The organism is Phyllobacterium sp. MT110 (assembly GCF_058792715.1).
This window is the reverse complement of record NZ_JBXAFE010000003.1, coordinates 95,675-121,853: the sequence shown is the minus strand read 5'-3', so window position 1 is coordinate 121,853 and position 26,179 is coordinate 95,675. Positions and strand designations below refer to the sequence as shown.

At 55.9% G+C, this 26,179-nt stretch carries 21 protein-coding genes; 8 read left to right on the top strand and 13 right to left on the bottom strand.

Translation table 11 applies throughout. From position 1 onward, the window contains the following. Positions 1-8: 8 nt before the first annotated feature. The gene (locus AC1Q5O_RS15695) at positions 9-1,190 is read left to right on the top strand and encodes a hypothetical protein (RefSeq protein ID WP_492564124.1); all 1,182 of its coding nucleotides are present in this window, start codon (positions 9-11) and stop codon (positions 1,188-1,190) included. A 13-nt stretch (positions 1,191-1,203) separates the two neighbouring features. Here AC1Q5O_RS15695 and AC1Q5O_RS15690 read toward each other — a convergent pair whose 3' ends face one another. The 8 genes from AC1Q5O_RS15690 to AC1Q5O_RS15655 form a co-directional block, all read right to left on the bottom strand. Beyond that, positions 1,204-2,715, bottom strand: coding sequence for an MltF family protein (locus AC1Q5O_RS15690; RefSeq protein ID WP_492564122.1), 1,512 nt, complete (start codon positions 2,713-2,715; stop codon positions 1,204-1,206). Continuing rightward, complete coding sequence (locus tag AC1Q5O_RS15685; protein WP_492564120.1) at positions 2,690-4,813, bottom strand: mechanosensitive ion channel family protein; 2,124 nt, start codon at positions 4,811-4,813, stop codon at positions 2,690-2,692. Before AC1Q5O_RS15685 ends, AC1Q5O_RS15690 begins: the two co-directional genes overlap by 26 nt. Positions 4,814-5,503: 690 nt before the next feature. Continuing rightward, on the bottom strand, positions 5,504-5,932 hold the full coding sequence (locus AC1Q5O_RS15680; RefSeq protein ID WP_492564118.1) for a transporter: 429 nt from the start codon (positions 5,930-5,932) through the stop codon (positions 5,504-5,506). Further along, positions 5,860-6,414 (bottom strand): transporter, encoded by a 555-nt coding sequence (locus AC1Q5O_RS15675; RefSeq protein ID WP_492564117.1) that lies wholly within the window; start codon positions 6,412-6,414, stop codon positions 5,860-5,862. The genes AC1Q5O_RS15680 and AC1Q5O_RS15675 overlap by 73 nt, the downstream gene beginning before the upstream one ends. A 112-nt stretch (positions 6,415-6,526) precedes the next feature. Further along, positions 6,527-7,888: a DUF1254 domain-containing protein gene (locus AC1Q5O_RS15670; protein WP_492564115.1), complete on the bottom strand. Its 1,362-nt coding sequence runs from the start codon at positions 7,886-7,888 to the stop codon at positions 6,527-6,529. Positions 7,889-7,983: 95 nt separating this feature from the next. Continuing rightward, complete coding sequence (locus AC1Q5O_RS15665; RefSeq protein ID WP_492564113.1) at positions 7,984-9,336, bottom strand: DUF1254 domain-containing protein; 1,353 nt, start codon at positions 9,334-9,336, stop codon at positions 7,984-7,986. Positions 9,337-9,485: 149 nt separating this feature from the next. Then, positions 9,486-11,273 (bottom strand): hypothetical protein, encoded by a 1,788-nt coding sequence (locus AC1Q5O_RS15660; RefSeq protein ID WP_492564111.1) that lies wholly within the window; start codon positions 11,271-11,273, stop codon positions 9,486-9,488. Between the two features lie 197 nt (positions 11,274-11,470). Continuing rightward, the gene (locus tag AC1Q5O_RS15655) at positions 11,471-11,890 is read right to left on the bottom strand and encodes a hypothetical protein (protein ID WP_492564110.1); all 420 of its coding nucleotides are present in this window, start codon (positions 11,888-11,890) and stop codon (positions 11,471-11,473) included. A gap of 314 nt (positions 11,891-12,204) precedes the next feature. Between AC1Q5O_RS15655 and AC1Q5O_RS15650 the strand changes: the two genes are divergently transcribed. Genes AC1Q5O_RS15650 through AC1Q5O_RS15635 form a run of 4 tightly spaced genes read left to right on the top strand, consistent with a single transcriptional unit; the run spans position 12,205 to position 17,545 of the window. Then, the gene (locus tag AC1Q5O_RS15650) at positions 12,205-13,173 is read left to right on the top strand and encodes a formylglycine-generating enzyme family protein (protein WP_492564108.1); all 969 of its coding nucleotides are present in this window, start codon (positions 12,205-12,207) and stop codon (positions 13,171-13,173) included. Between the two features lie 9 nt (positions 13,174-13,182). Next, positions 13,183-14,190, top strand: a complete 1,008-nt coding sequence (locus AC1Q5O_RS15645) for an HAD family hydrolase (RefSeq protein WP_492564105.1) — start codon at positions 13,183-13,185, stop codon at positions 14,188-14,190. Positions 14,191-14,244: 54 nt separating this feature from the next. Beyond that, positions 14,245-15,936 carry an aspartate-alanine antiporter gene (aspT, locus tag AC1Q5O_RS15640; protein WP_472459811.1) on the top strand — a complete coding sequence of 564 codons (1,692 nt, stop codon included), beginning with the start codon at positions 14,245-14,247 and terminating at the stop codon, positions 15,934-15,936. A 10-nt stretch (positions 15,937-15,946) separates the two neighbouring features. Further along, positions 15,947-17,545, top strand: a complete 1,599-nt coding sequence (locus AC1Q5O_RS15635; protein ID WP_472459812.1) for a bifunctional aspartate transaminase/aspartate 4-decarboxylase — start codon at positions 15,947-15,949, stop codon at positions 17,543-17,545. Positions 17,546-17,573: 28 nt separating this feature from the next. Here the strand turns inward: AC1Q5O_RS15635 and AC1Q5O_RS15630 are convergent, their stop codons facing one another. The 4 genes from AC1Q5O_RS15630 to AC1Q5O_RS15615 all read right to left on the bottom strand — a co-directional run bounded on the left by AC1Q5O_RS15630 (position 17,574) and on the right by AC1Q5O_RS15615 (position 21,805). Beyond that, positions 17,574-19,286, bottom strand: coding sequence for a cache domain-containing sensor histidine kinase (locus AC1Q5O_RS15630; RefSeq protein WP_492564103.1), 1,713 nt, complete (start codon positions 19,284-19,286; stop codon positions 17,574-17,576). A gap of 408 nt (positions 19,287-19,694) precedes the next feature. Next, positions 19,695-20,276: an OmpA family protein gene (locus AC1Q5O_RS15625; RefSeq protein WP_472459814.1), complete on the bottom strand. Its 582-nt coding sequence runs from the start codon at positions 20,274-20,276 to the stop codon at positions 19,695-19,697. A 27-nt stretch (positions 20,277-20,303) separates the two neighbouring features. Further along, entirely contained in the window at positions 20,304-20,729 is a 426-nt protein-coding gene (locus tag AC1Q5O_RS15620) for a cysteine rich repeat-containing protein (RefSeq protein WP_492564102.1), read from the bottom strand. A gap of 299 nt (positions 20,730-21,028) precedes the next feature. Continuing rightward, positions 21,029-21,805, bottom strand: a complete 777-nt coding sequence (locus tag AC1Q5O_RS15615; RefSeq protein ID WP_492564101.1) for a transporter — start codon at positions 21,803-21,805, stop codon at positions 21,029-21,031. Between the two features lie 247 nt (positions 21,806-22,052). On the opposite strand from AC1Q5O_RS15615, the gene AC1Q5O_RS15610 reads away from it, so the two are divergent. Continuing rightward, positions 22,053-22,859, top strand: coding sequence for a hypothetical protein (locus AC1Q5O_RS15610; protein WP_492564100.1), 807 nt, complete (start codon positions 22,053-22,055; stop codon positions 22,857-22,859). A gap of 118 nt (positions 22,860-22,977) precedes the next feature. Here AC1Q5O_RS15610 and AC1Q5O_RS15605 read toward each other — a convergent pair whose 3' ends face one another. Continuing rightward, complete coding sequence (locus AC1Q5O_RS15605; RefSeq protein ID WP_492564098.1) at positions 22,978-23,238, bottom strand: hypothetical protein; 261 nt, start codon at positions 23,236-23,238, stop codon at positions 22,978-22,980. Between the two features lie 228 nt (positions 23,239-23,466). Here AC1Q5O_RS15605 and AC1Q5O_RS15600 point away from each other — a divergent pair, with 228 nt between their 5' ends. Together AC1Q5O_RS15600 and AC1Q5O_RS15595 are read left to right on the top strand one after the other, a co-directional pair. Continuing rightward, a complete protein-coding gene (locus AC1Q5O_RS15600; protein WP_464664865.1) occupies positions 23,467-24,240 on the top strand; it encodes a hypothetical protein in 774 nt (257 codons plus the stop codon). A 214-nt stretch (positions 24,241-24,454) separates the two neighbouring features. Continuing rightward, entirely contained in the window at positions 24,455-26,125 is a 1,671-nt protein-coding gene (locus AC1Q5O_RS15595; RefSeq protein WP_492564096.1) for an arylsulfatase, read from the top strand. The last annotated feature ends 54 nt before the right edge of the window (positions 26,126-26,179 follow it).

Here is a 26,179-nt window from a genome sequence, read left to right as displayed (position 1 = left end):
GCCAACCCATGGCACATGAACGGGAGAACGACCCACCATTCCTCATCTTTCACGGCGGCCCGTTCTATCAGCTGCAGCTGGATGCTGGTATCGCGCGGACGGATGATCTCAATTCCGCGGTTCGCGCCATCATGTTCGTGGCCGCCGCGTGGGGCGTGCCCCTTCTGCTCGCTGTGGTGGCCGGAACCGCTCTGGGTCCTCTGGAGCTGCGGCCCTATCTCCTCGATCCCGGCGTGTGGGCAAGGTCCTTCCTGGCGATCGGGTTCCTCATTCTGGCTGAAACTCAGGTAGAGAATCAGCTCCGGGACGGCGTGAAGCAGTTCTTCGCGGGGCAGCTCGTCACCGAAAACGCGCTTGGCGCTGCCCGATCAGCGATGGTGAAAGCGCTTGAGCGCCGAAACTCGATGTGGGCTGAACTCATCTGTCTGTTGTTTGCCGTCACGGCATCGCTGCTCCTGCTTTCGAACACGCAGAACCAGACAGCCTCCTCCTGGGCAGTCACGGTTGCCAATGCCCAAAGGTCGCTGAGCGCTGCAGCGTGGTGGTCGGTCATTGTCAGCAACACGCTTTTCTGGTTTCTTTTATCGCGCAGCGTGTGGCGGCACGTTATCTGGTCACTCTTGCTTCTGGCCTTGTCGCGGCTGGAAACACGATTGGTTGCAACCCATCCGGACGGTCATGCCGGTCTGGCCTTCGTCGGCCGCTATCCCAATGCCTACATGCTGTTCACAGTCGCAGTCAGCAGCGTCGTATCTGCCGCCGTCACCCACCAGATCTTGCACAGCACAATAACGGCTTCAGCACTTGGAGCCGTCATGGCACTGTCGCTGATCGCCTTATCCGCATATTTCGGAATACCGCTGCTTTGTTTTGTTCGGCAGATACTTGACCTGAAGAAGCGGACGCTGCTTGCTGCATCCACAGTGGCCACCAATTATCAAAGACAGGTGGAACGCGGCATCCTTGGCAAGAACGTCGTTGCCGACGACGACAATGCCGACGTGCATGAGGAACTTGCCGACCCCGGGAAATTGTTCGAGGCCGCAAAGAAGCTGTCACCGATGCTGGTGACGCGATCGACTCTCATCCCGGTTTTCGCAGCAGCACTGCTACCGTTCGTTCTGGTCGGGCTCACGCAACTTCCCTTCAAGGAACTTCTGCCCATCGTGAAACGCCTGCTGCTGCTTTGAAAAACGTTATGGACTAGCCACCCTTTTTGCCCGAGCTCACGGCATCAGCGTTTTCCTGGAGCCGCTCTGCCAGCATCGTGTAGGCAACGTAATATTTGTAGATGTTGCCGACATATTGCACCGTTTCCCGGCCAACGATGTCCGCGGCCGAATTCTCCACATTGCCGAACCAGATATTCGGATTAAGACCAAGGTCTACGGCCCTCTTCCTAAACTTCTTCAGGTTTCCCGGGCCGGCGTTGTAGGCGGCAAAGGCAAGCAATTCGCGTTCACGCGCATTCAGCCCCGGTTCGTCCAGATAGGTATCCATAAGATAGCGCAAATATTTTGAACCGGCTTCGATGTTGCGGTCTTCGTCCTTATCAATACCAGCAATGGCAACGACCTTATCCCTTGCGGTGGCAGGGAGCAGTTGCATGATGCCGACTGCGCCGCGTGGACTGCGTTTCGATTGGTCGAGCTTGGATTCCTGATAGCCTTGCGCCATCAGCATCAGGTAATCGAAGGAATAGGTCGTTCCGTGCTTGCGGAAGAGTGTGACCAGTTGCTTGAATTTTTCGACATCGTCGCTTGAGTAAGCGCGCTGAAGAATTTTATCGCTCTTGAAATACGTATTTTTCAGAATATTGCCAAAGGTCGTTCCGACGCGATGCGTCGCCACGAAACGGTCGAGCTCTTTCTTCAACAATGGACTGTTCTTGCGGATCGCCCAGGCGATCTGGCCGTTACCGGAAATTTCGATATCCGGACGAACGACAACATCCTTGAAAATAGACGACCAGATTGCGGCTTTGTATTTGTCGACGACGGTGTAGGCCAGAAGATCCGCATTCACCATTTCAAGAAGATCTTCATCCTCGAGATTTTCGTCCATAATCCGAATGCTTATCTCGGTCTTTCCGCGCGATTTCAAATCGGCATTCAGTTTTGAAAGATGTTCGAAATAGCTGCTCGTCTCCCGCACGGCGACCTGTCTGCCCGAAAGGTCATCGAGATCGGCAACGCTTTCGGCAGAAGGCCCCGTCACCAGAATTTCGCTTGCTTTGTCGTAAACGGGAACGGTGAAATCGACCTGCTCGAGCCGGGCTGGTGTTATTGTGAGGTTTGCCATCACCACGTCACCCAGTCCGTCATTCAACGCATGAATCAGTTCGTTGCGGCCAACCGGAATGAACGCGATGCGCACGCGATCGAGCTCTCTCTTGGCTCCGACATTGAGCGTCGTCTCAAGCGCAGTGCCAAACTCGACTGCAGTGCCATACTGTTTGCCCTGATCAATGAAATAAATTGTCTTGCTATAAGGGACAAGAATTCGAATGAGCCGCCTCTGCTTCATCCCGTCCAGATCAAGAATGTGGCTTGAGAGGAACTTTGAGTCGGCCAGGGCCGGCGCGGCGATGGACAAACAAGCGATCCCGATGAGCCCCAGAACAAGCCGGTTCAATGCGTTGCTGAATGCCATTGCTACCCCGCCCTTATCAGAAGTCATTGACTTTGGTTCAACTTTCCCCGGCTTTCGCGGCATCCGCCGCCTTCTTGCGGTGGATCGCATCGTTCGTGGCCGCTGCGGCGACACTGCCTGAATGATCGTCACCCGCAACCTGCACGGTCGGCGAGGCAAATTCGATACCGGTCGCCGTAAATGCATCGCGTATCATGGCGTAAGCCCGTCGCCTGATGGTTGATTGATGCCCGGGTTTGGTCATCATGGCGAAGCTCAGATTAATGCCATAGTCGCCAAATGCCTCGACGCCCTTCATCTTCACCGTCTCGATGATTTGCGGACCAAATTCCGGATCTTCCAGGAGCGTCGCGCCCACGGTCTTGACCACCTTTTTGACCTGCGCAATGTCGGTGTTGTAGCTGACTGAAATCAGGAACTTGTCGATGACCCAGTCGCGGCTCATATTCTGGACCGCACCGAGCATGCCGAACGGAACCGTGAAGATCGGGCCACGGTGATGGCGCAGCTTGACCGAACGGATGCTGAAGGACTCTACGGTGCCCTTATAGCTCCCGCTCTGGATATATTCGCCGACGCGAAACGCATCGTCCATCATGTAGAACACGCCGCTGATGACATCCTTGACGAGCGTTTGGGAGCCAAAACCTATTGCAACACCAAAAATTCCTGCACCGGCAATCAGCGGGCCGACCTCGACACCGAGCCCCGAGAGCACCATCATGATGGCAATAACCGCGATGAGTACCGCGAGGAAATTGCGCAGGATCGGCAATAGGGTCAGCAGTCTGCCGCTGCGCGCCAGTTCCGCGGCATCGCCGCTCGCTTGCCGGGCCCTCTCAAGCCGATGGTTTATGGAGCTTTTGGCGACGTGCCACAGCATGTCCGCAACAAGGAGAATAATAACACCGCTGAGGACGCCGCGGATCGCTTTGCTGGCCGCGGCATCTTCGGTCAGAACTGTCGGATGCAGGCGCACAACCATGGCGAGCCAAATTACGGCGAGCGTTATGATGAGGGCCCGCGCACCGCGATCGACCAAAACTTCGAAAACCGGTTTGCTCTCATCCGCACGATACTGGTCAAACACGGTTTTAACGATTGCACTGGTCGCTCTCAATATGCCGGGCAGGACTATCGCGTAGATGCCGAGCCACAGCAGAATGTTCATGCCCGCGATCCAGAAGAACCACAAAATGCAGAAGGAAGCGACGAGCAGCCAGCCTCCCGTGCCCATATCCCTGGCGTCACGACGCGGCCCGGGGCGATGCCAAACGGCTTCCACCGCCACGGCCAGCAATCCGATACCAATGCAATAGACGATCAGGCTCTTTGTGTCGGCCGGTATCGCCAGCGCCGTCAGAACGCCGGCTGCAGCCCATCCGGCGAACAATATGATTGTAAAAGCGCTGGTGCGACGGCTCCAGAACCGCGCAGAGATATCCTCCATCGGAAGAAGCCGGATGTGGCCCTCGCCTTTGCCGGGCGCAAGCAGGAGTTCGCTCAGGCAAATGATCATCCGGCATCCGATCAGCGCCAGCAAAAGCGGGATGACGAGAGCATTGAACAGAGGCGGCAATGCCAGGATCAGAAAAACGCCAAAGCTCGCAATGCTGAAAACTGCAATCGGGGCAATTTTTACAAAGGCCGCCTGTGCCAAGTCTTCGTGAAAGATCACCTTGTCATCCGGCGGCTGGTTTGCGATCAATCCGGCGGTATTTTTTACCCATTTCCTGAAAAGAACCTCCAGGCCTATCCCGCAGAAAATGGGTATCAGAAGCAAAAACGCTGCGGACCAGAATCCATATTCGTTGACCTTGGCAGCCAGGATTCTGCCTGCGTTCAGCAGATCGCCGGGGAGAGCCGGAACGGCACGAATCACCGCACGAAGATGTTCACGTATGCCATTGGTCCAAAGCGTAAAACCGCTTGGAGCGCCATTGATGGCAGGCGCAGGCACTGTCTTCGGTTTGGTGGCAAGCCATGCACGGATTTCCGGATCGTCGAGCAATTTGATCAGTTGCTGGACCTTTTCAGGTGGCATTGCCGCCGCCGCGGGCTGTGCGGCACTGTTCGACCCGGAGGCAAACCATGCGGCGACCATCAATCCGACGATCAGACAGAGATGGATGGCAGTCTTTTGAATTGCAATGATGTGCATCACCACCACTCCGGCCGTGCGTCGCGGACAGTTGCCGCAACTGCCTTCGCCATTTGTAAAAGCGGATATACACCTGAACCGACCATTGCCGCCCCCAACTGCGCCAGATTCCCTGGCTTGATGCCCATCGGCTCAGAACGGCACGTCCCCAAGGTAATACGTGGAAAGTTGCGGACGCACAGGTCGTTCTAGGTCATTGGGATCAAACATTGGCCCGGCGGAACGCGCGAACCAATTCCGTCTGGATTGTTGGGATAAATCAGAGGCCACGTCAAAGTTGTTACAGTTACATTGTTGCATTGCCGGAGTGCTCAAAGCATCTTCTTATCAGTAACTTATGCGAGGTAACGGATGAAACGTATAGCCCAGGGCCTTTGTCTCCTCGTCGCTCTGACAGACGTTGCTGCCGCACAGTCATTGCAAGTGCGCATACTTGAGCGCCAGACGGCGCGCGCAATACGGGCGGCAGGATTCTGGTGCAACCAGATCAGCGACGCAAGAATCGATCACGTCCTGTCGGCAGCAGGCCCCACGATTGTGCTGGTAACATGTGACGACAAGACAAGGTTCGCCCAATACAAATTGACAATGACCGCAGACGACAAAATCGCAAAGATCGAGGTTTGGAACTGATATCTGCCGCCATATTTCCAGCGGCATTAACACACAAGTTGCTTCCGCCCGGCACCATTAACGCAGCGCCGGTCCAGGCGCTCGGCCGTCGGGGATAATACCGGGTTCAGGACACATCGCCAGCAATGTGCCCTTACCCGGTTGCGAAGCGAGCGCCCCCCTTATTCGGCGGCCGCCAAGTACCGCGCCGCTATCGCCCGATATCTGGTCATAATAATATCCGGTCAAACCTGCGGAGAACTTCGGCGTGAAGGTTTTGGAAACTGCCCATTCAATGTGAAGCTCGTCACCCGTACGATAATTCGTTGCGGGGTTTTCAGCGTTGAATGTAACACCTATCGCGCCGGAGATGTCGATTCCCGACATGGGATCGATCCAGGATGCCGCGGCATAGCCATCAGCGCCCCCGTTGGTTAAACGAGAGATTTGCCAGCGCCATCGTGATAATCGCCGATCGGGATATTGACCATGATGCCTGTTTGCCAATGAAAATTACCGTGGTGCCATCCGATCATTCCGCTGACAATTGGATCGCCAATGGTGAATATGTCGTCAGATTGGCCCCGTTGGATTGCAGTGCCAAATCGCGGACTGACAATGTCAAGCTTTGCTGACGCGCTCTTGTATCCAACCGGCACAGTTGCCGAAAGGCCGAAGTTCCCGCCCAAGATTCCCCGGGGTGTCACCCATATTCCAGTCGGCAGTTCAACAGCCACCGACCCATCGACATCATCGACGATCTTGTCGCCCTTCGGCAAACCACGGCCGCCGCCGAGGCTTCCGGAGTATATGTAAACGTCATTCTGGAAATAGACCCCGGGAGGCGGAAACGCGCCGGCGGCAGGGCCGCAAGAACCGAGAAGGTAGAAGCCTGCCCCGCCTTCGGCCGCAAACGCCGCGCCTGCGAAAGCCAGCGAGAGCGTTGCTGAAACCGCGACGATCCGCTTCAATTTATGGTGCGACCACATGGGCAACTCCTCCGAAATTCCTGCCGGCCGTTGGCGGCGTTTTCCATGTTGATGGGCTCAAGCAGCAAGCTTTGAAAATCAGAGTAAGGTAATCTCTCCATCACCTGAGCGATCACTTGTCTGCCTGGATATCAGGCAGTTTCCAGGATTTGCTGAAGTAAGGCTCAAGCGGTCCGTACAATCGGAAATAGGCAAACCATGCCTTTCCCGGCAGCGTCGGAATCCAGTTCTTCTCCTTGCCAGCGGGTGCACTCGGCCCGAAATACAAATCGTATGAACCGTCGGCATTTTTCACGATATCCGAGCGGGACGATTTGTCGGCAACCTGTTGTGTATTGTCGATGAGGACCCGAGTGAGCGAGTCATACACGGTGACTGACCAGAACAGCTTCGCCGGCGCATTTGCCGGAACATTGAGCGTGTAGGATTTGCTGCCGTCGAACCAGTTGCCGTTGGCATCCTGGTGCGCCGCAAGATAGGCCTGCCCCACACCGGGGGTCTTGGTGACCATTCCCTTGGTTGTCGTCACGGCCTCGTAGAAGTACTTGGCGCGCTGATCAAGCTGAGTGTACGAAGCGGCCTCCTGGAACGGATCGAACATGATCACGTAGTCCCAGTGGGTATCCGGTCGATAGCGCGCATCTTTTTCGCGCGTGGCAAAGGAATTCGCCTGGGCCATCAATTCCCCGGTTACAGCGCCGTCCGTCAGAATTTTCTTTTGGCGCTCGTCCGGTTCAAAGGGCTTTCCCTTTTCAATACCCAATGGACGCAGCATCGCCATGACCATGCGGTCGCGCTCCATCACAGGCTCGCGTTGCACGATATCGTTCAGTCGCTCCCAGTAGGCGAGGCCCCGAGGCGGAACCTGGCTCCACCGGCGTCCTTCCGGCCTGATGAGTTTCGTCGGTTTGGGCTTGTCGCGTTCGGCAAACGGATAAATCTTGACAGCCTTGATGAGGGCTTCCGCCTTCTTTGGATCCGGATCGAGCACGCGAAATGCGAAAAACACGTTGTTGGTTGGCGATTGTATGACCGTGTAACCCTTGACCTTCGGGGCCACCTGCTTCGGGGCAAGCAGAAGATATTTCGCTCCCTTACCTCTATCTGGGCCTGTTTCACCCATGTCGGTGAGCGGTCGCTGCCAGAAATCGCCGACGCCTCCAGCTGTTGCGCCTGCGGGATAATCGATCACAAGCGGACCGGTGACGGACAAGTCCGGGAAGCCCCCGATGTAGGGGGTTGTGGCATTGGCCGTCAGGATACCGAGCTTGTCTTTGACACTCTCATATAAAACCAGATCGGTACCGCTCGCCCCCAAATCCTTGCTCGTCGAGGCTTGCCACTCTGCAAAACCGACGATTGGCAGCGCCCAGATATAGGCTTGTGTCGCCCGTTGATAATCAAGCTCGTCATAGAGCTGCTTGATGGCATTGGCGTCCGCAGGCAAACCCAAATTGGTCGAAACCTCGCCCATTGGCGTGTTGACCGGGATACTATCCGCCTGTGCCGCGGCAGAACCAGCCGCAAGCAGCGCAAGACACACCGTGATGGCGAAGATGCTTTGTGCAGTCATTTCGACGGCTCCAATACTGGCAGTTTCCATGATCCGTCGATTGCTTTGGGTTCCGGCCCGTAAATGCGTGCCACGAGACTGTATTTGCCCTCGGGCGTCGGCAACCAGTTGGCTTCCTTGTCAGGGCCGGGAGACTCATGACCGAGGTAAATCGTGAGCGATTTGTCGGCTCCAAACACCAAGCCCTTGCTGCGATCGCCAATGGAATAGCGATTGATCGGGTTGGCAAAGAGGAAGCGATCGGGGAGCGTATAGAGCGTCAACGACCAGAAGAACTGCGCAGGAGGCAGTTCGCCGGCCTTGAAATGCAACTGAGACGGTTTGGCTCCGTCGCCTATGAAGCCGCCGTACCACGCCTCCTCTATGGAGTTACCGTACAGTCCCATTTCAGCCCCCATGGCGCGGGTCATGTAGTCACCATGCATGAAGTCGCGGGTCCCGAACAATCCGTTGGAGCTCAGCGTCTTCTTTGTCGTTTCGGCCATCAGTGCCTGCGCGTCGGCCACGCCTTCGTCAATGGCAGCCAACAAAGCAGGATCCGCTTTTCTGGCGTCCCACGCCTTGCCTGCACCGATGCCAATCTTGGCAAAGCGTTCCATCAAGTCCTTTTCAGCCGGCACGGTTGGCTGCGCGAACTGCAACAGGAAATTGATGTAGCCGATGAAGTCGTGGCTTGTTGCCTTGGCCTTGTCGTAAGGAGGAAACTGGATTGCAGGAGCGGTTGGCGCGGCCGCCTTCCCCAGAAATGCACTCAGCGGCTGCAGCTTGTATTGAGCCTGAATAGCCTTCACGTTCTCCACGTCTTCGGGTCCATTCAGGGACGTGCGGCCGAGAATCCCGACGATATCGGTTTCGGCCGGGATAACTTGCTTGATCCCTTCGGGCTTTTCACCGCTCCAATTCGGTCCCGCGATCATGTAGCTGCCGGCATCGAACCCGGTCGCCCGCACCCCGACATAACCGAAATTGTAGGTAAAAAGGTCGATAAGCTGCATGACATAATAGCGGTCTTTCGGGACTTTCGGAACACTGAGGACTATAGGTTCGGCCCTCAGGTCCAGCCAGGCCCATGAATAGGGCGTGTCATTGTTTGGGGTAACCACATCCTTGTTGTCTGGCGTGAATGTCTGGGCGTAGTGACGAAAGACATTGAAGCCGCCGACATATTCGGGCGCATTTGGTTCTGTGGCTTGCTTTACCCAGGTTTGATAATTGGCTATCGGAGCAAATGCATAGACATAAGCGTCCCTTGCTATGAGGCGCATCTCATCTTGCTGAGTCTGCTGCGCCTGGGCGACTGTAATTGCGGCAAACAACAGAGCGCCGACGGCAAGAAGAATCGTCGCCAAATGTTTTAACAAGTTTCCTGGTGAACTATGCCACCGGCTACACATAGAGCACTTGGACGATAGGTGTCTCATTGTTATCCTAACAATTGCTGGTGCCGTTCATGGATGCATGAGCGGTCGCGCAAGCCGCAAGGGCAAGTACGTAACTGTTAATTTGTCGAGCTAACGAGAGGAGACGTTGCGTCCAGTGCTCCCCCTTGGGGCCATTGCGGCAGCGCCAGTCCGGCCTTCATCAGGCCGGCACCAAGGGTGTCTACAAGGACAGGCGCGTACTGGCGGGCGGCCATTTCCGCGCGAAAGGTCGTCCAGAATTGCCGGTTGCGCGATTTGAGCCGGGTGACAACCTCGCCAACCGTTTCCGTATCACCGACTTGCGCTGCGGCTGCCAACTCAAGAATATTGGCGACATAATCGTCCGAACGGCCCATTTGCTGCACGCGCAAAAGCGCTTCCGCAAATTCACCCCGCCGATATGCGTCAAGGGCCAGGGTCAGACCGGCGTCGCTGTGCGGAACCTCGTCGATCAGGCCTGCCTTGATCGCCAGTCCAGAACCCTCAGCCCACCGTCCCGCGGCAAAGAGCATTGCGCCCAATCGGGCCGGGATGACGCTATTCTGCGGATTAAGCGCCATTGCCCGATAACCGGAGACGAAGGCCGCTTCCGTCTGGCCATTGCGGAATTGTGCCAGCATGTGCGCGTAGTTGCTCAGATCCGACATCGGCGCAAGCGAGACGGATTTGTTTGCAAGAACAAGTGCACGTTCTGTCGCATCATTGGCAATGTCAGGCGCGGTCGACTCCAGCAGAAGAACCGCCAATTGGGCATTCACATCAGCATCGTTCGGGGCAACATTGAGCGTGGCTTCAAGGCAGGTCCTGGCTTCCCACATTTCATTGCCGCTGTGCCGCTCTATGGCGACAGCGGCGCGAAGCAGACACCCGTTCCCGATGGTCGGCGCCGCCAGTTCCCGCGTCAGTTCCGTGCTGTTGATCACGCCCCGCGCACCGGCAAAGCGATTGGCCAGATTGGTCACAAGTTCGCGGCGCAAATCTTCATTGGTTTTATTGCCGACAAGAATCTTCTCCACCCCGGATCGCAAAGCCTCGCCGGTGGCCGGATTGACAACCTGCCACCAGACCGTGCGTTCGCTCGCGGTGGAATGATATTTCAGCTTCACATGGCAGCGGTTCATTCGCCGGTCCGACGTAAGGAAGGTCACATCTGCCGTCGGCTTCGAAACGTCGCGGCCCATGGCCTGCGGCTGGTCAGGCGCGGACAGTTTGAGCGTATGAAACTGCGACAGGGCAATCATCAGGTAGTCGCGAATGAAAACGGCCTCGCTATCGGAGGGATCACCGGCAAGTTTCATCTCGATCGCAACATTCGGCTTATCGGAATAGATAGCCCCCCGCGCCAGGAAAGCCCAAAGGCCAAGGCATCCGGCAGCGATCGGCAAACCGAACAGCAGGAGATTTCGCAGGGAAACGATGTTCGCGGATTTCACGACATGGCGTGCATCGTCTTTGACTGCGGCATCCTCTGCCGGACTGACGCCGCTCGCCAGCTCCGCTATTCTTGAGAAAACGGGAATGTACCGACCCCGCGGCAATTCAATGTGCACGCTTCCAACGTCCGTGCGCGCCTCGTAATACTGAACCAGCGACGCACGAAGGCGCGTGGCTTCTATTCTGACGATGGGATCGGTGGAGGGATCGAAACTGGACGGACGGCCGAAAACATCAACGGCGATGGTATAGGCCTTCACCGAGGCTGAGTTGCCTTCGAAAACCGCGTCGGCAACGTATCTTAGAAAGTTCCTGTTGCGCTCCGTGGAATGAAACTGTGCATCCGAAAGAAGCCGTTCCAGCTCCACTTTGGCATCTTCATCGGTTACGCCTGTGAGTTTCCGCGCGTCGACCATCTCGTCAACGTTCATTGCACTCATCCCCCATGAAAGACAACAAAGTACAGTTAGAGTGTATTTTACACTTGCGGTATAGGGGGAAACCCTTGGTTTAAACAGTGAATTCCCTTAATATTCACACCAAACAATATAATTCTTAATTACAGCATACGCTGCCTAATCATTTATAATTACTTATCGCCAATTTCAGCTGCAAAACCAAGATCACATCACTTCTGATTCACTGCGATGCACATCTTGATAACTTCTTCTTCAAGTTCCCTGCAAATATCTTGGTACTCCGCAATCAATTTGATATCGCTTGATCCATTCCTTCGCAACAGATCCAGCATCGAGCTCGCGTCGTTGTATGCCTCGCATAAACTCAGCAATGTGGCGTTTCGAGCACTGAGAACCTGGAGCTCGCCGCGCAACACGGGCAGCTTGAGCATCAGTTTCCACAGTCCCCGCCGTTCTGATACCTCCGACATGGCTTTGTCTGATTTCGCTCCCTTTGATGACCCTCCAACTATCGTATCCGGATGAGACTTCGAAGCAGCCCGTTGTTTTCCGGGGGCTTTGTCGTCCAATGCGATGAGGAGTGGCAATGCGTGGTGGTCAACACCTCGGTCGTGTTTCGCCGGCGTCAATTACCGGCCTGCTCTTGGCAAATGCTTGAAGCCATCTTCGATACCCTGGAGCAATCAGCTAAGTACGTAACGGTTACAAAGCCGCGGTGTCTCACTTGCCTTTGCCGCTGCGGCATCACCTTCGATACACCTGTGAGTGTCAGACCTCGTCTTCCGAACGGCGCAATGGTCAACATCCTCCATCGCATTGATAGGCGCATATCCGCGATTTTTGTGTTCGCAAACGCCCGGATCGGGATTTGTTACTGTAACGTACTTCAGTCAGCCGTTCTTCTTCTTGATGCTGCGCTCGATGCATGTGGAGGCGAGACAGGATGACCGTGGCAGTTCAACGGGAAGATGCAAGCGAGCCGTCGATATCCGAGGACGGTCTTGTCTGGATAGCTGGCAAGACCTTCACCATGGGTTCCGACAAGCACTATGCCGAAGAAGCTCCTAGCCACCCTGTCCGGGTTGACAGCTTCTGGATCGACGCCACGCCTGTCACCAACAGGCAGTTCGGGGAGTTCGTTGCAGCGACCTCCTATGTTACGCTTGCTGAAAAGGCGCCAGACCCGAAGGACTATCCCGGGGCGTTGCCGCACATGCTCAAGGCAGGGTCGCTCATGTTCGACCCTCCCAGCGAACCGGTCACCAGCTCGGACATAAACCAATGGTGGACCTTCAAATTCGGCGCCGACTGGCGACATCCGTACGGGCGTAAGAGCGATTTGAAACGGAAACTCGATCATCCGGTCGTTCACGTTGCCTGGTGCGATGCCAAGGCCTACGCCGACTGGGCCGGCATGGATCTGCCGACTGAGGCTGAATGGGAACTTGCCGCGCGCGGCGGGCTTGACGACGCTGAATTTGCCTGGGGCGACGAACTTGCACCTGACGGCCGACTGATGGCGAACACCTGGCAAGGTATTTTTCCCCACCACAACCTTCGCTCCAAAGGCAACGACCGGACCTCCCCCGTCACAAGCTTTCCGCCGAACGGCTATGGTGTCTACGACATGATCGGCAATGTTTGGGAATGGACGAGCGATTTCTGGTCGACGCGCCATCCCGAACCTGCAGCCAAGGCGTGCTGCATCCCTGTTAATCCCCACGGTGGTGCGATCGAAATGAGCTTTGATCCGCGGCAGCCTGCAATCCGGATACCGCGAAGAGTTCTCAAGGGTGGTTCGCACCTTTGTGCTCCGAATTATTGCAGGCGTTACCGTCCGGCGGCCAGACACGCCGAGCCGGAAGACACTTCCACCAGCCATGTTGGCTTCCGGTGCGTTAAACGCCCTTAATCGCCTAGAATGGAGCATTCCGTGACCAGACTTGCCAGGCTCGCCGGGCTGTTCGCAGCCATTCTGATTACCGCTGTTCCGACACTGGCGCTCAGCCAGGATGCGCTGCCTTCGTGGCGCGAGGGCCGTGCGAAAGCTGCAATCGTCGCATTCGTTCAAAAGGTGACAACGGAGGGATCGGGTTTCGTTCCGGTTGCGGATCGCATTGCCGTTTTCGATAATGACGGAACCCTATGGTCCGAGCAGCCATTCTATTTCCAGCTCGGTTTCATGATCGATCGCGTCAAGGTTCTCGCTCCGGAACATCCGGAATGGAAGGAAAAGGAACCATTCAAATCCATTCTGGAAGGCAATCTTGCAGGCCTGGCCAGCGCGGGCGAAAAAGGCATTGTCGAACTGGGAATGGCAACGCATGCGGGGATGACGACGGACGAATTCTCCAAGATCGTTACCGATTGGTTCGCGACGGCAAGACACCCAAAGTTCAAGCGCCCTTACAATGAAATCACGTTCCTGCCGATGCGCGAACTTCTCGACTATCTGCGGGACAATGGTTTCAAAACCTACATCGTCTCTGGCGGCGGTGTCGAATTCATGCGTCCGATGACCCAGAAGATGTACGGAATTCCGCCGGAACAGGTGATCGGCAGCAGTATCGAAACCAAGTACCTTCTGGAGGGCGACACGCCCGTCCTCACGCGTGAACCGAAAATCGACTTCATCGACGATGGCGCAGGCAAACCCGTCGGCATCAACAAGTTCATCGGTCACCGCCCGATCTTCGTCGCGGGGAATTCCGACGGCGACTACGAGATGCTGCGTTGGGCAACGGCAGGCGACGGTCCACGCTTCGGGATGATCGTGCACCACACCGACGCAGAGAGGGAATATGCCTATGATCGCGACTCCCACTTCGGCAAACTCGACAAGGCTTTGACAGAAGCCGGCACCCGCAACTGGCTGCTCGTCGATATGAAGACCGATTGGGGCAGGATTTACAGCTTCGAAGATCGATGATCTATTTCGGCACGGAAAACGTCAGCAACCCGCGGCATCTACTGGAGGGAATTGATGAACTGGATTCATGAAGTTTTTCGCCAATCACCTGAAATCGCGCTTTTCCTGTCACTGGCCGGCGGCTACGCGATTGGTAAGATCCAGTTCGGCAAGTTCCAGTTGGGCGGCGTTGCAGGATCTCTGCTCGTCGCGGTTTTGATCAGCCAGGTTGGAGTCTCGGTTGACAACGGGGTCAAGTCGGTACTCTTCGCACTGTTTATCTATGCGGTCGGCTTTGAAAGCGGCCCGCAATTCTTTCGCTCGTTAGGCCGCCAATCCTTGCGCGAAATTGCCATGGCTGTCGTTCTCGCCGTCAGCGGTCTTGTTACCGTTGTGGTGCTTGCGCGAATGTTTGGTCTCGATAAGGGGCTGGCAGCGGGCATCGCATCCGGAGCACTCACGCAATCCGCTATTATCGGCACGGCAAGCGCAGCCATCGGCAAGCTTGGTCTGGCAGCAGACGAGGTGCAGAGACTGCAAGGCAACGTGGCCGTCGGATATGCGGTCACCTACATCTTCGGTTCTTTCGGCGCCATCATCGTCTGCGTCAATATTCTTCCAAAGCTCATGGGCCGCAGCATCAGGGACGATGCGATCAAAGCTCAGGCCGCGCTGCTGGCTGGCGCGCAGATGTATGGACCGGGAGAACACCCGGCTGCACCCGATCTCGTTGGCCGCATCTATCGTGTTGGCAAGGCAGCAGGGCAGACAGTTGTCGAGGTTGAGAATGCCGGCGCGAGCGACGCGGCGTTTACCATCGAACGGATCAAGCGCGCCGGCGCACTGATCGGCGTGCAACCCAATCTGACGCTTCTGGCCGACGATATCATCCTTGTTGTTGGCAGACGGGCCGGCGTCGTCAATGCGGCCGAAGCCATCGGAACCGAATTGCAATCGTCCGAGGGCATGGATATCGTTGTCGTCACACGCGACGTGACAATCAACAGCCCGGCATTCATCGGCAAGACTGTGGCCGAGATCAAGAAGGCCGCGACCGCGGATCTGCGCCACGGCATCTATGTGACGGGTATCAAACGTGCCGACAAACCCCTGCCGCTTGATCCCGACACCAGAATTGAGCCGGGCGATGTCGTCACGCTCTATGGCACGGATCAGGATTTACAACGCGCGGCCAGATCGATCGGCACGGTCATTCTGCCGAGCGATAAGACGGATTTCGTCTTCCATGGATTGGGCCTGGTAGCCGGCTTGCTTGTCGGCCTGATTGTCCTTCGTATCGGCTCCATACCATTGACGCTTGGCAGCGGCGGCGGCGCTTTGCTGTCAGGTCTTCTCTTCGGCTGGTATCGCAGCCGAAACCTCGCGATCGGCAATATGCCGACCGGCGCATCGACGCTTCTGCGCGATCTCGGGCTGGCAGGTTTTGTTGCGGTCGTGGGACTTCAATCCGGCCTGCAGGCGGTGCAAACGATCGCGACGAGCGGCCTTTCCATTTTCCTCATCGGCGTCGTTGTGACGATCCTGCCGTTGATCATCACCATGCTGTTTGGCCGCTATGTCCTGAAATATGACAACACGGCTATTTTCGCCGGTGCCCTTTCCGGCTCGCGCAGCGCCAACCCGGCCTTCGGGGAAATTCTCGACAAGGCCGGGAATTCCATTCCCACGGCACCCTTCGCCATAACCTACGCCCTTGCCAACGTGTTCCTGACCCTGCTCGGCCCTCTGGTCGTCGCATTTGCTTGAGGAGACAATCATGCCCCGCACCGATTACAGCCAATACGCCAAGCTCAGCCCCTTCGAATTGAAGGATGCCCTTATCAAAGTTGCCTCAGCGCGGGAAAACCGGTTGATCCTCAATGCCGGCCGCGGCAATCCGAACTTCCTTGCAACTTTGCCGCGGCGCGCCTTTTTCCGCCTCGGCTTGTTTGCGGTTGCTGAAGCAGAACTGTCCTTTTCCTATATGCAGAATGGCGTCGGCGGTCTGCCGAAGATTGAAGGGATCGAAGCCCGTTTCGAGCGGTTCATTTCCGAACATCGCGCGCAGCCCGGCGTGGTTTTCCTGGGACGCGCCCTCAGCTATGTGCGTGACCAGCTTGGCCTTTCAGCCTCCGACTTCCTGCACGAGGCTGTCGAGGGGATTCTCGGCAGCAACTATCCGGTACCGCCGCGCATGCTTCGAATGAGCGAAGAGATCGTCAAGCACTATATCGTCAAGGAAATGATCGGCGGTTTCCTGACCTCAAGCGATATCGATCTGTTCGCAACCGAGGGTGGAACGGCTGCGATGACGTACATCTTCAACTCGCTGAAACAGAACAAGCTCATTGCGGCCGGCGATAAAGTCGCTATCGGCATGCCCGCCTTCACCCCCTACATCGAAATACCTGAGCTGAACGATTATCGGCTGAAGCAGGTTCACATCAATGCCGATCCCGCTGCGGGGTGGCAGTATCCCGATGAAGAACTGGACAAGCTTCTCGACAAGGACATCAAGATCTTCTTCTGCATCAATCCAAGCAATCCCCCATCGGTCAAGCTCGACACCCGGAGCCTGGAACGGATCACAAAGATCGTCGCGGAAAAGCGCCCCGATCTGATGATCCTTACGGATGATGTTTACGGCACCTTTGCCGATGATTTTAAATCTCTCTTTGCCACCTGCCCGGCCAACACGCTGCTGGTTTATTCTTTCTCCAAATATTTCGGTGCAACGGGTTGGCGTCTTGGCGTCATTGCGGCACAGCAGGGAAATATCTTTGATGCAAAATTGAAGGATCTGCCAAAATCGGACCGCAAGGAACTGGAAGAACGGTATTCGACACTGGTGCCTGACGTGTCGAAGCTCAATTTCCTCGACCGGCTGGTCGCCGACAGCCGCACCGTGGCGCTGAACCACACCGCCGGCTTGTCGACGCCCCAGCAGATCCAGATGGTCCTGTTCTCGCTCTTCGCGCTCATGGACGAGAGTGATGGCTATAAGGCGGAGCTGAAGAAACTCATCCGCCGCCGCGAGGCCGCGCTTTATCGTGAACTCGGCCTGTCGCCTCAACCGGACGAGAACGCGGTCGATTATTACACATTGCTCGATCTCGAAGACATTACCAGAAGACTATATGGCGATGCCTTTGCGGATTGGGTTAAAAAGAATGTCGCGCCCACCGAGCTCCTGTTCCGCATTGCCAACGATACCGGCATTGTCCTTCTTCCGGGCAGCGGTTTTGGCACGCGTCAACCCGCGGGGCGTGTATCGCTCGCCAATCTCAATGAATATGAGTACGCCAATATTGGACGATCACTCCGCCAAATGGCTGATCAGATTTACGCGGACTACGCGAAAAAACTGAAGAAATAGACCCTGTACAGCAAACGGCGATCTCGCTCTAGCCAGATACCTGTACCGAGATCGTCGTACCCTGTTTGCTTGTCGAGATATCGAGCGTGCCGTTCAGCGGTCGAAGACGCGCCTCCATGCCGGACAGGCCAACACCTATGCTGACGCGCTTGCGTCGTTCGATGCCGACACCATTGTCCCTCACCGTCAAGGAAAGACGCGAATCTGTCGTCGAGCTGTTCCGGACGAGCCTGATGACAGCTTTTGTCGCTTTGGAATGCCGGTAGATGTTGGTCAGGGCTTCCTGCACAATTCGAAAAAGGGCAAGTTCGACACCGGCCGGCGGCCGTTTTACGCCAAGAACGGGATCGACCCGCAGTTCGATATCCATGCCACTTCGTTCCTCAAATCCTGCGATGAGGAGTTCCAAAGCATTCGGCAGCCCGGATTCATCCAGCATGGGAGGATGCAGCAGATAGGAAAGCGTCCTCAATTCATTGTTGCTGAGCGTAATCAACTGGGCCGTGCGGGACAATGCCGACGACGATTCCGCGTTAAGCTCTGGCAGATTGGATCGAAGATTTTCCAGTTCCATGGCCGCGCCTATCAGATGCTGACCTGTCGAATCGTGCAGGTCTCTTGCAATGGAACGCCGCTCTTCATCCTGCGAAACGAGAAGCTTTTCGCCAACCTCCCGGAGCGACTGGTTTGAGCGCAGCAAGGCGATTGAACGACTGCGCGCGAACCATGCCGTCGTTATAAAGGCAGCCAATGCCGTCCCCAATACCAGGCTGTAGATGCGAACCGATTGCCGCCAGCCCTCCATCAGGGCATTCTCATCGATTCCGTATGTCACATAAAACGGGAAGTCGAGAACTTTTCGATAAGCGACGATGCGGTCGATTCCTTCCGATGACGTAACACGATGAACTTCGCCCGACTCCGGGTTCCTGGCAATTGCCGCCGCAAACCATGCCGGCGCGGCTGCACTCCCCTCCCAGAACGGAACATTCACCACGACATTGCCGTTCACACGCAGCAATTGGGTGGCATCCGTTTGGGAGGCAGCGCCATTGAACAATCTTGAGAAATAATCGATGGGCATTGTGATCAATATCAAGCCATCGAACTTGCCGCCGGGACGGCGAAGCGCTTTGCTCATGGTCAAAGACGGCTTTCCATACACACGCCCAATCAATGGCTCGCCCATGAACGTCGCGTCCGATGTATCGTCGCGATGGAAACGAAAGTAATCCCTGTCGGATACATTCAGGGACTTTGCCGGAAAGCCTTCGCTGTAGGATACAAGCAAACCCTCCGCATTAACCAACGCAATAACGCCCGAGTGTTTCAAATACTGCTTCTGGGTTGCCAAATGTTCTGAAACCCGCTCTGAAGCGGCAATTTCAGCCCAGGGGATCGCACCGACTTCAGCTGCAAGGTCGTTCAGCACCATGTCATTGGCTTCCAGAATCTTGCCGACATAGGCCTCAAGCAAAGCTGTTTTCTGCCGCAACTCGATTTCCGCCTGGGAGATCATTCTTCCCCGGCTTTCAAAAGCGCCGACGACGAAAACCATGACGATAACAAAAACGCTTAGCAGCATAAAAAAGCCGTAAGACGACAGCGGCAATCCCGACGCATCGGCGTGATTGCCGTTCGAGAGTGCGTTTCCGCGTGGCGCTATCAAGCCGCAACGTCGAAGCAGATCGGGTATCAGTTTAATGCCCCAGCGGTCGCCATGTCTGCGTAATATCCTCAATTGTCATATCCGAACAAAATCATGGGAGCTTTCGTGATTCGATGTCCCTTGCTGGATCTATAAAGTAGATCTATCCGTATATGAAAATATTACATTATAAAGCGGCGGTGTTGATCAGCACAAAATTTATTATGCAGTCTATACATAATTCAGCTGATAACCCTTACTGGTGAAACTGCGACATCCTCCAATAAATACAAACCAATACAAATTGAAGAATACTGTCGCAGCGACAATACTCCCAATTGTGAATCGGCAGGAATCCGTACTGTCTTCCCACCTCCGGAGCGATATGGATTATCTTCATGCATCAACCGGCTTCCAGCTCTCGTCGGGAACCAAGGTCAAGACGCCGGCCATTTGCCGGACGCGCTGCGAATGATCGCAATCACCCGCAGCGCGCATCTGCTATTTCTTCACGGCGGTAAAAGTCCCGAGGTTGAAGAGCTGGACCCGGCGGTTGTCTGCCGCTGTCGGATTGGACCCTTCGATCGGATATTCCTGTCCGACACCGACCGCAAACAGCCGTCCGGGCTCGATTGCAAACGTCGTTGCAAGGGCGTCCTTGATGGCGTCCGCTCGCTCCTGGCTGAGCTGAAGATTGTGCTTGGCGTCACCGGTCGAACTCGTATGTCCGACAATGAGGAACTTGTACTTCAACAGGTTGGGATGGTGGAGCGCATCGGCGAGCAGTCCGATTGTCCGGTAGGAGCGCGGCTCGATCGCAACGGAGTTGTTGTCGAAATTGAGCTCGACGAGCATCTGCGGAAGTTTGCTGACCTTGTTCCAGTTCGGCAGCGTTTGCAGGTTCTGTCCGGGGTTGCCAAGCGCCTCCTGCCGAAGCAGTTCGACATCGATGATTGGAGCGGCTTTCGTGACCTTGCCAAGGCTGGCGGTGATCCGCTGCTGGGTCACTTCCTGCGCAGAGGCGCCGATGGGCTGGAACATGATACCGGCTGCGATGATGATGCCAAGTCGACGAGCGAACATTGTCTTTTCTCCTGTGGGGCGCATGGTTCACCGCCATCCGGCGTTGGTGATTGCCTGATTGCATTCGCCGCTGACGATCTTCTGTGTCTTGATCAGGCAGGACAGCTGGTAGCCGTCGCCCTTGATACCGCGGCAATGCCGGGCGATGTCGCCTTTGCAGACGTTGAAGTAGGCGGTCTGGGCTTCCCGGCGCTGCCCGATGGAACCAGCCACCGCGTTGAACGATGACGTGCATTTCGGCGAAATCTTCGCAGCGTTCTTCGCAAGACAGTTTGCAATGACCCCATTGCCAAGGTTCAGGCCGGCACAGAACTTTTTGATATCCGGACCGCAGTCATTGGCAAGTGTCGTGACGGCATCGCCATAGCTGATGGTCTCGGCACGCCCGGCGGCGCTCAGTGCAAGAAGGGCGATGATGGCCGCCCCACCCAAAACGATAAATCTGTTTGACATGTCTCGATCCTATCCACTCAGTTTCACGTGCAGTCCATGGGTTGATCCGGTGCTCCGGTTCATCGGCTGGCCGTAGCGATGATGGCGGCGACATGGCTTCCAACGATCACCAGCAGCTTCAGATATTCCAAGCTGAACGAAGCAAAATCACGCGATGTGCGAAAGTACGTAACCGTAACAGCAAGCGTAGGTGAGAGATTGCATCGGGTGCGAAGCGATCTCCTTCCCACTTCCATCTGCGAACAGCGTCAATCCGGTTATGTCCAAGCTGCATCCCGCAACACAGGCGGATCTTGAGGCTATGGCTTCGTCCGGCCACTGGGGAACAGGAAGGTAATTCCCGATTTTATGCCCCACTCCGGTGACTGATCCGGTCCTTCAATCCAATATTTTCCGCCGATCGAAAGGCTCACCGTCTGCTCGCCGATCTTGACAATCTTGGAAAAGGATACGGAGGCCGGGAGGCTCCAGTTCCCGCCGGTCCAGTCATAGGACGCGTCCAGGCTGGCGGATATCGTCCGGCCCTTTCCGATGTGCCATGCGATGAAAGGCTGGACTTCCGACTGGTTGACATCGGGTCTTCCAGATGACCCGAAGAGCGACCACATGTGATCGAAGGACGCTCCGGTCGTCACATTCTCGGTTTGAAGCAGCAGCAGTCCGGACGGCCCCGCCGAAAACTTGCCGGAGCCGAACATCGTATTGGTCGCAGTCGGGAACGACAACTGCGGTCCAAATGCCCAGATAAACGCTCCGTGCGATGACGGCGTGAACGACAGGTTCTGGCTTATGTCCCCCAGCCCGAAACGGCCAGCGTCAGGTCCTGCCGGGTCGGAATAGGCAAATGGTATGTCCGTGTGCGAGATGAGATTCCAGTCCGCATTGAGCGAAAACGGGATCACGGGCTCGATGTCCAAGGTCTGATAGAAGCCGTGACCGGCACTGCTGTTCGCAAAATCACTGTCACTGTGAACCGGAACACTGATCATGAACGAAGCGGGATTTGACACCTTTTTCGCCAGTTCGTCAGCGTCATCGGCATAGGCACTGACCTGGGCCGTGACAAATCCGGACACCAGCAGAACTGCTGCTGACAAAGAATATCGAACACGCATCGTTATCAGCCTTGCTTCTGAATCCTGGGAGAGCCCTCTTTTCATGGTTCAGGATGCCATCCGTCCGCCCCCGGTGAGAAGTACGTTACGGTTACGCCCAAATCCCGAGCGCCACGGTTCAGTTGAATGTGTAACCGTAACGTACTTTAGAGGCTCATGCCTGCTGCACTAGGTTGTCCTGACGATCCGCCAACTGAAGGCCAGCCTCATGAAATCAGCCGCCGTACTGAATCTCACTCTGCTCGCTGCGATGCAATGTACTGCAGCAACGGCGCAACAGGTTTCCAGCGACGAGCTAAACAAATCCAACAATCCTCTGAATCCTGCCATAACGCTCAATTTTCATAACTATTATTACCCGCCGACCAGCGGACCGGTCAGCGTCGATGGCAATGCATTCTGGCTGCGCGGCATGGTGCCCGCGATGATCTTCGATACCCCCAATCTTTTCCGGTTTTCCATGCCGTACATCACGGAGCCCACGCTTGGCGGCGGACACACATCCGGTTGGGGTGATCTCGTCGTGTTCGACATTCCGGTTTTCGAGCAGAAGGGCTGGGCGTTCGGTGTCGGTCCCCTGTTCAGTTTTCCCACCGCAAGCGAGGACCGTTTCGGCAGCGGCAAATGGCAGGCAGGTGCGGCGGGCGCGTTTGTCGTACCGCGCGACTGGGGGCTTATCGGCGGCCTGGGCACCTATCAGAAATCATTCGCGGGAGATGAGGACCGGGCTGATGTCGAACTGGCTGAGTTTCAGCCGTTCATTTTTTATAACCTGCCCAACGGTTTCTATCTGCAGTCGACAGCGTCGTGGACGTACAATTTCGAGAATGACAATTGGGCAATTCCCGTTGGTCTTGGCGTTGGAAAGATGTTTCAGCTGACCGATGATCTGAAAATGAACGCGTTTGTTGAGCCGCAATATACCGTAGCCAGTGAAGGTATCGCGCCGGACTGGAAGGTCTTCTTCGGGCTGACGTTCTCCTATTCACTGGATAAGTTCATCAAGAAGCAATAGCGGCTGCCACAGGGCGCAGGTCGGCTTGGAAAACCCGCCAGCCGGGAGCCGGCGGGAACCCCTGCCCGATCCACGAAGCTGGGGCGTTAAGGTCCGCCCCTGAACAGCATACTTTCCGCTAAATGGACCGGCTTTTCAGATTTATACATAAATCAATGACTTCGCTCTCGATTTCGGAGCAAATGGTTTCATACTCCTTGATCAGGTCTGCATTTGACCTTGGATCACGGTTCAGTTGGTCAAGGGCAGTTGTCGCATCGTCAAACGCGTCGCACAGTCCCATGAGTGCCTTGTTTTTCGCGCTCTCCATTTGCAGCTGCCCCCGCAGCGCAGGCAGCTTCAGCATCAACTTCCAAAGTCCTCGCTGTGCCGACGCCATCTGAATCACTTTCGTCTGACCCGCCCCGTATCGGTCTGGCATGCTCCAGCGAGCAGCCAGCCTGATACATGATGTATCGGCAAAAATAATATGGCAGTACGTTACGGTTACTTATCCGGACAATACACATTGGGTGAATGTAACAGTTACGTACTCACATCCGGACAAGGTCGTGAATATCCTTCCGCAATCAAACGCGGAGAGTCATTCATGAAATTTATCACCCTTATGACAGCCGTTGCGGCCAGTATTCTCTCCGCCACCTGTTCTTTTGCCCAACAACATGAGGATGTGAATGCTGCCAACAACCCGCTCACGCCCAAGATAACCATCAATTTGCATGACTACTACGTGCCCGAGCTTTCCGGGTTGCCGGGCAACCGGTATGCCAATCAGTTCCTGCTGCGCGGCCTGATACCATCAGACATGTTCGGTGCTCCGCAGCTGCTCCGGTTCACGCTGCCTGTCGCGACAGCGCCGGAATTTCCGGCGGGGTACAGCACAGGGCTCGGCGATCTCACCCTGATGGACCTCTTTCTGGTTCCCGGAAAAAAGGTGTCTTTCGGTTTAGGCCCTCTCGTCGTGCTGCCGACGGCGACGGATGACGTGCTTGGATCGGGCAAATGGCAGGTCGGTGCCGCTGGTGTGGTTGTCGCTCCCCAGACCTGGGGATTGATCGCCGGATTGGCCACCTATCAAACCTCGTTTGCCGGCCCGGAGAGCCGCGAGGATGTTTCCCTTGCAACATTCCAGCCGATCGTCAATTTCAATCTGAAAGATGGCTTCTATCTCCGCTCCACGGCCACCTGGAACTTTGATCTGGAAAGCGGAAACTACTCGATCCCTGTCGGGCTCGGCGTCGGCAAAGTGTTCCAAGTCAACGACAAGGTTACGATGAATGCGTTCGTCGAGCCTCAGTATACGGTGTTCGACCATGGCGCCGGCAATCCCGAGTGGCAGGTGTTCGCCGGGGTCAATTTTCAGTTTGCGCTCGGGAAGTAAATTCCACCCGTCACTTCACACGTGTCAGCCGCTTTACAGTCGCAAGCCACGATTGGTCGCGCTCTGAACCTCATTCGTAACAGTAACGTACTTCCGGCAACTTCAAGGGTACGAAACGATACTTCCACCCGCGCTTTGCGGCCGGTCCACCAACCCTACCGGGAGACCACGAAGTGAGCCACACCTACAATCTGCAACAGGAGGTTGAATCATCATGACAGCTGACCCCAAGCACAAGCGAGCGTCCTTGTGGAGCGCCTGCATACCGCGAGGAATCAGAGCCAAGACAGTGCTTTTGGCAACCGCGGCGGCTTTCACCGCCATCTCGTTCTCTCAATGGCAGGGCACTCAGCCTGCCTATGCGCAAGAGGCGGTCAAACCCAATATTCTTGTCATATTCGGCGATGATATCGGCCAGTCCAATATCAGTGCTTATACACGCGGGCTCATGGGCTATCAGACCCCGAATATCGACCGCATCGCCAAGGAAGGCATGATGTTCACGGACTATTATGCCGAGAACAGCTGCACCGCAGGCCGCTCGTCATTCATCACCGGCCAATCACCCTTGCGCACCGGCCTCTCCAAAGTTGGCGCGCCCGGCGCTCCAGTCGGCCTGCAGGATCGGGATATCACTATTGCCCAGGCCCTCAAGCCGCTCGGCTACAACACGGCCCAGTTCGGCAAGAACCATCTTGGTGACAAGGACCAGTATCTTCCGACGAACCACGGCTTCGACGAATTCTTCGGCAATCTTTATCACCTGAATGCTGAGGAGGAGCCGGAACGCCCGTACTGGCCCAAGGACCCGAACGATCCGTTCGTGAAAAACTTCTCACCGCGCGGCGTGCTGAAAGCGACCGCTGACGGCAAAATCGAAGACTCCGGCGCGCTCACCACCAAACGTATGGAGACGATTGACGACGAAACGACGGGTGCTGCAATCGACTACATCAAGAAGCACGGCAAGGAAGACAAGCCGTTCTTTGTGTGGATGAATACCACCCGTATGCACGTCTTTACCCACGTTCGCGAAGAATACCGCGGCAAAAGCGGTATGCCCGGCAACGAATATGCCGACGGCATGTGGGAGCATGACCAGGATGTTGGCAAGCTCTTGAAGACACTGGATGACGAAGGCCTTACCAAGAATACGATCGTTGTCTATGCCACCGACAACGGCCCCAACATGTTCTCGTGGCCGGATGCCGCGATGACCCCCTTCAGAAGTGAAAAGGATTCCAACTGGGAAGGCGCGTTCCGCGTCCCGGCGATGATCCGCTGGCCCGGCAAAATCAAGCCAGACAGTGTCAGCAACGAGATGTTCTCCGGGCTGGACTGGTTTCCGACACTTCTTGCTGCGGCTGGCGATAAAGACATCAAGGATCGCCTGCTGAAAGGCACGGACGTTGGCGGAAAGACATTCAAGGTGCATCTCGACGGGTACAATCAGTTGCCGTACCTGGAGGGGCAACAACCCAAGGGCGCGCGCAACGAATTCTTCTATTTCGACGACGATGCGAAACTCGTCGCCATGCGTTGGGACAACTGGAAGGCCGTCTTCTGCGAGCAGCGCGCACCCGGTAATCTCAACATCTGGCAGGATCCACTGGTTTGCCTGCGGTTGCCGAAGATCTTCAATCTGCGCATGGATCCTTACGAGCGCGCCGATATCACCTCCGATCAATATAATGATTGGCTGGTAAAGAATGCTTATCTCGTTGCCATTGCCACCATGAAGGCAACGGTATTCCTCGAGACTTTCGTCGAATATCCGCCGAGTCAGAAGCCAGCGAGCTTCTCGGTCGACCAGGTGGAAGAGTCTGTCCACAAAAAGATCGACGAAGCTCTCGAGAAAGCTGCGGAACAAAAGAAAGCCAAATAATCCTGGAGAGGCCGCCTCTGGCGGCCTCTTCCTCTCACTATGCAAGGAGGCTTC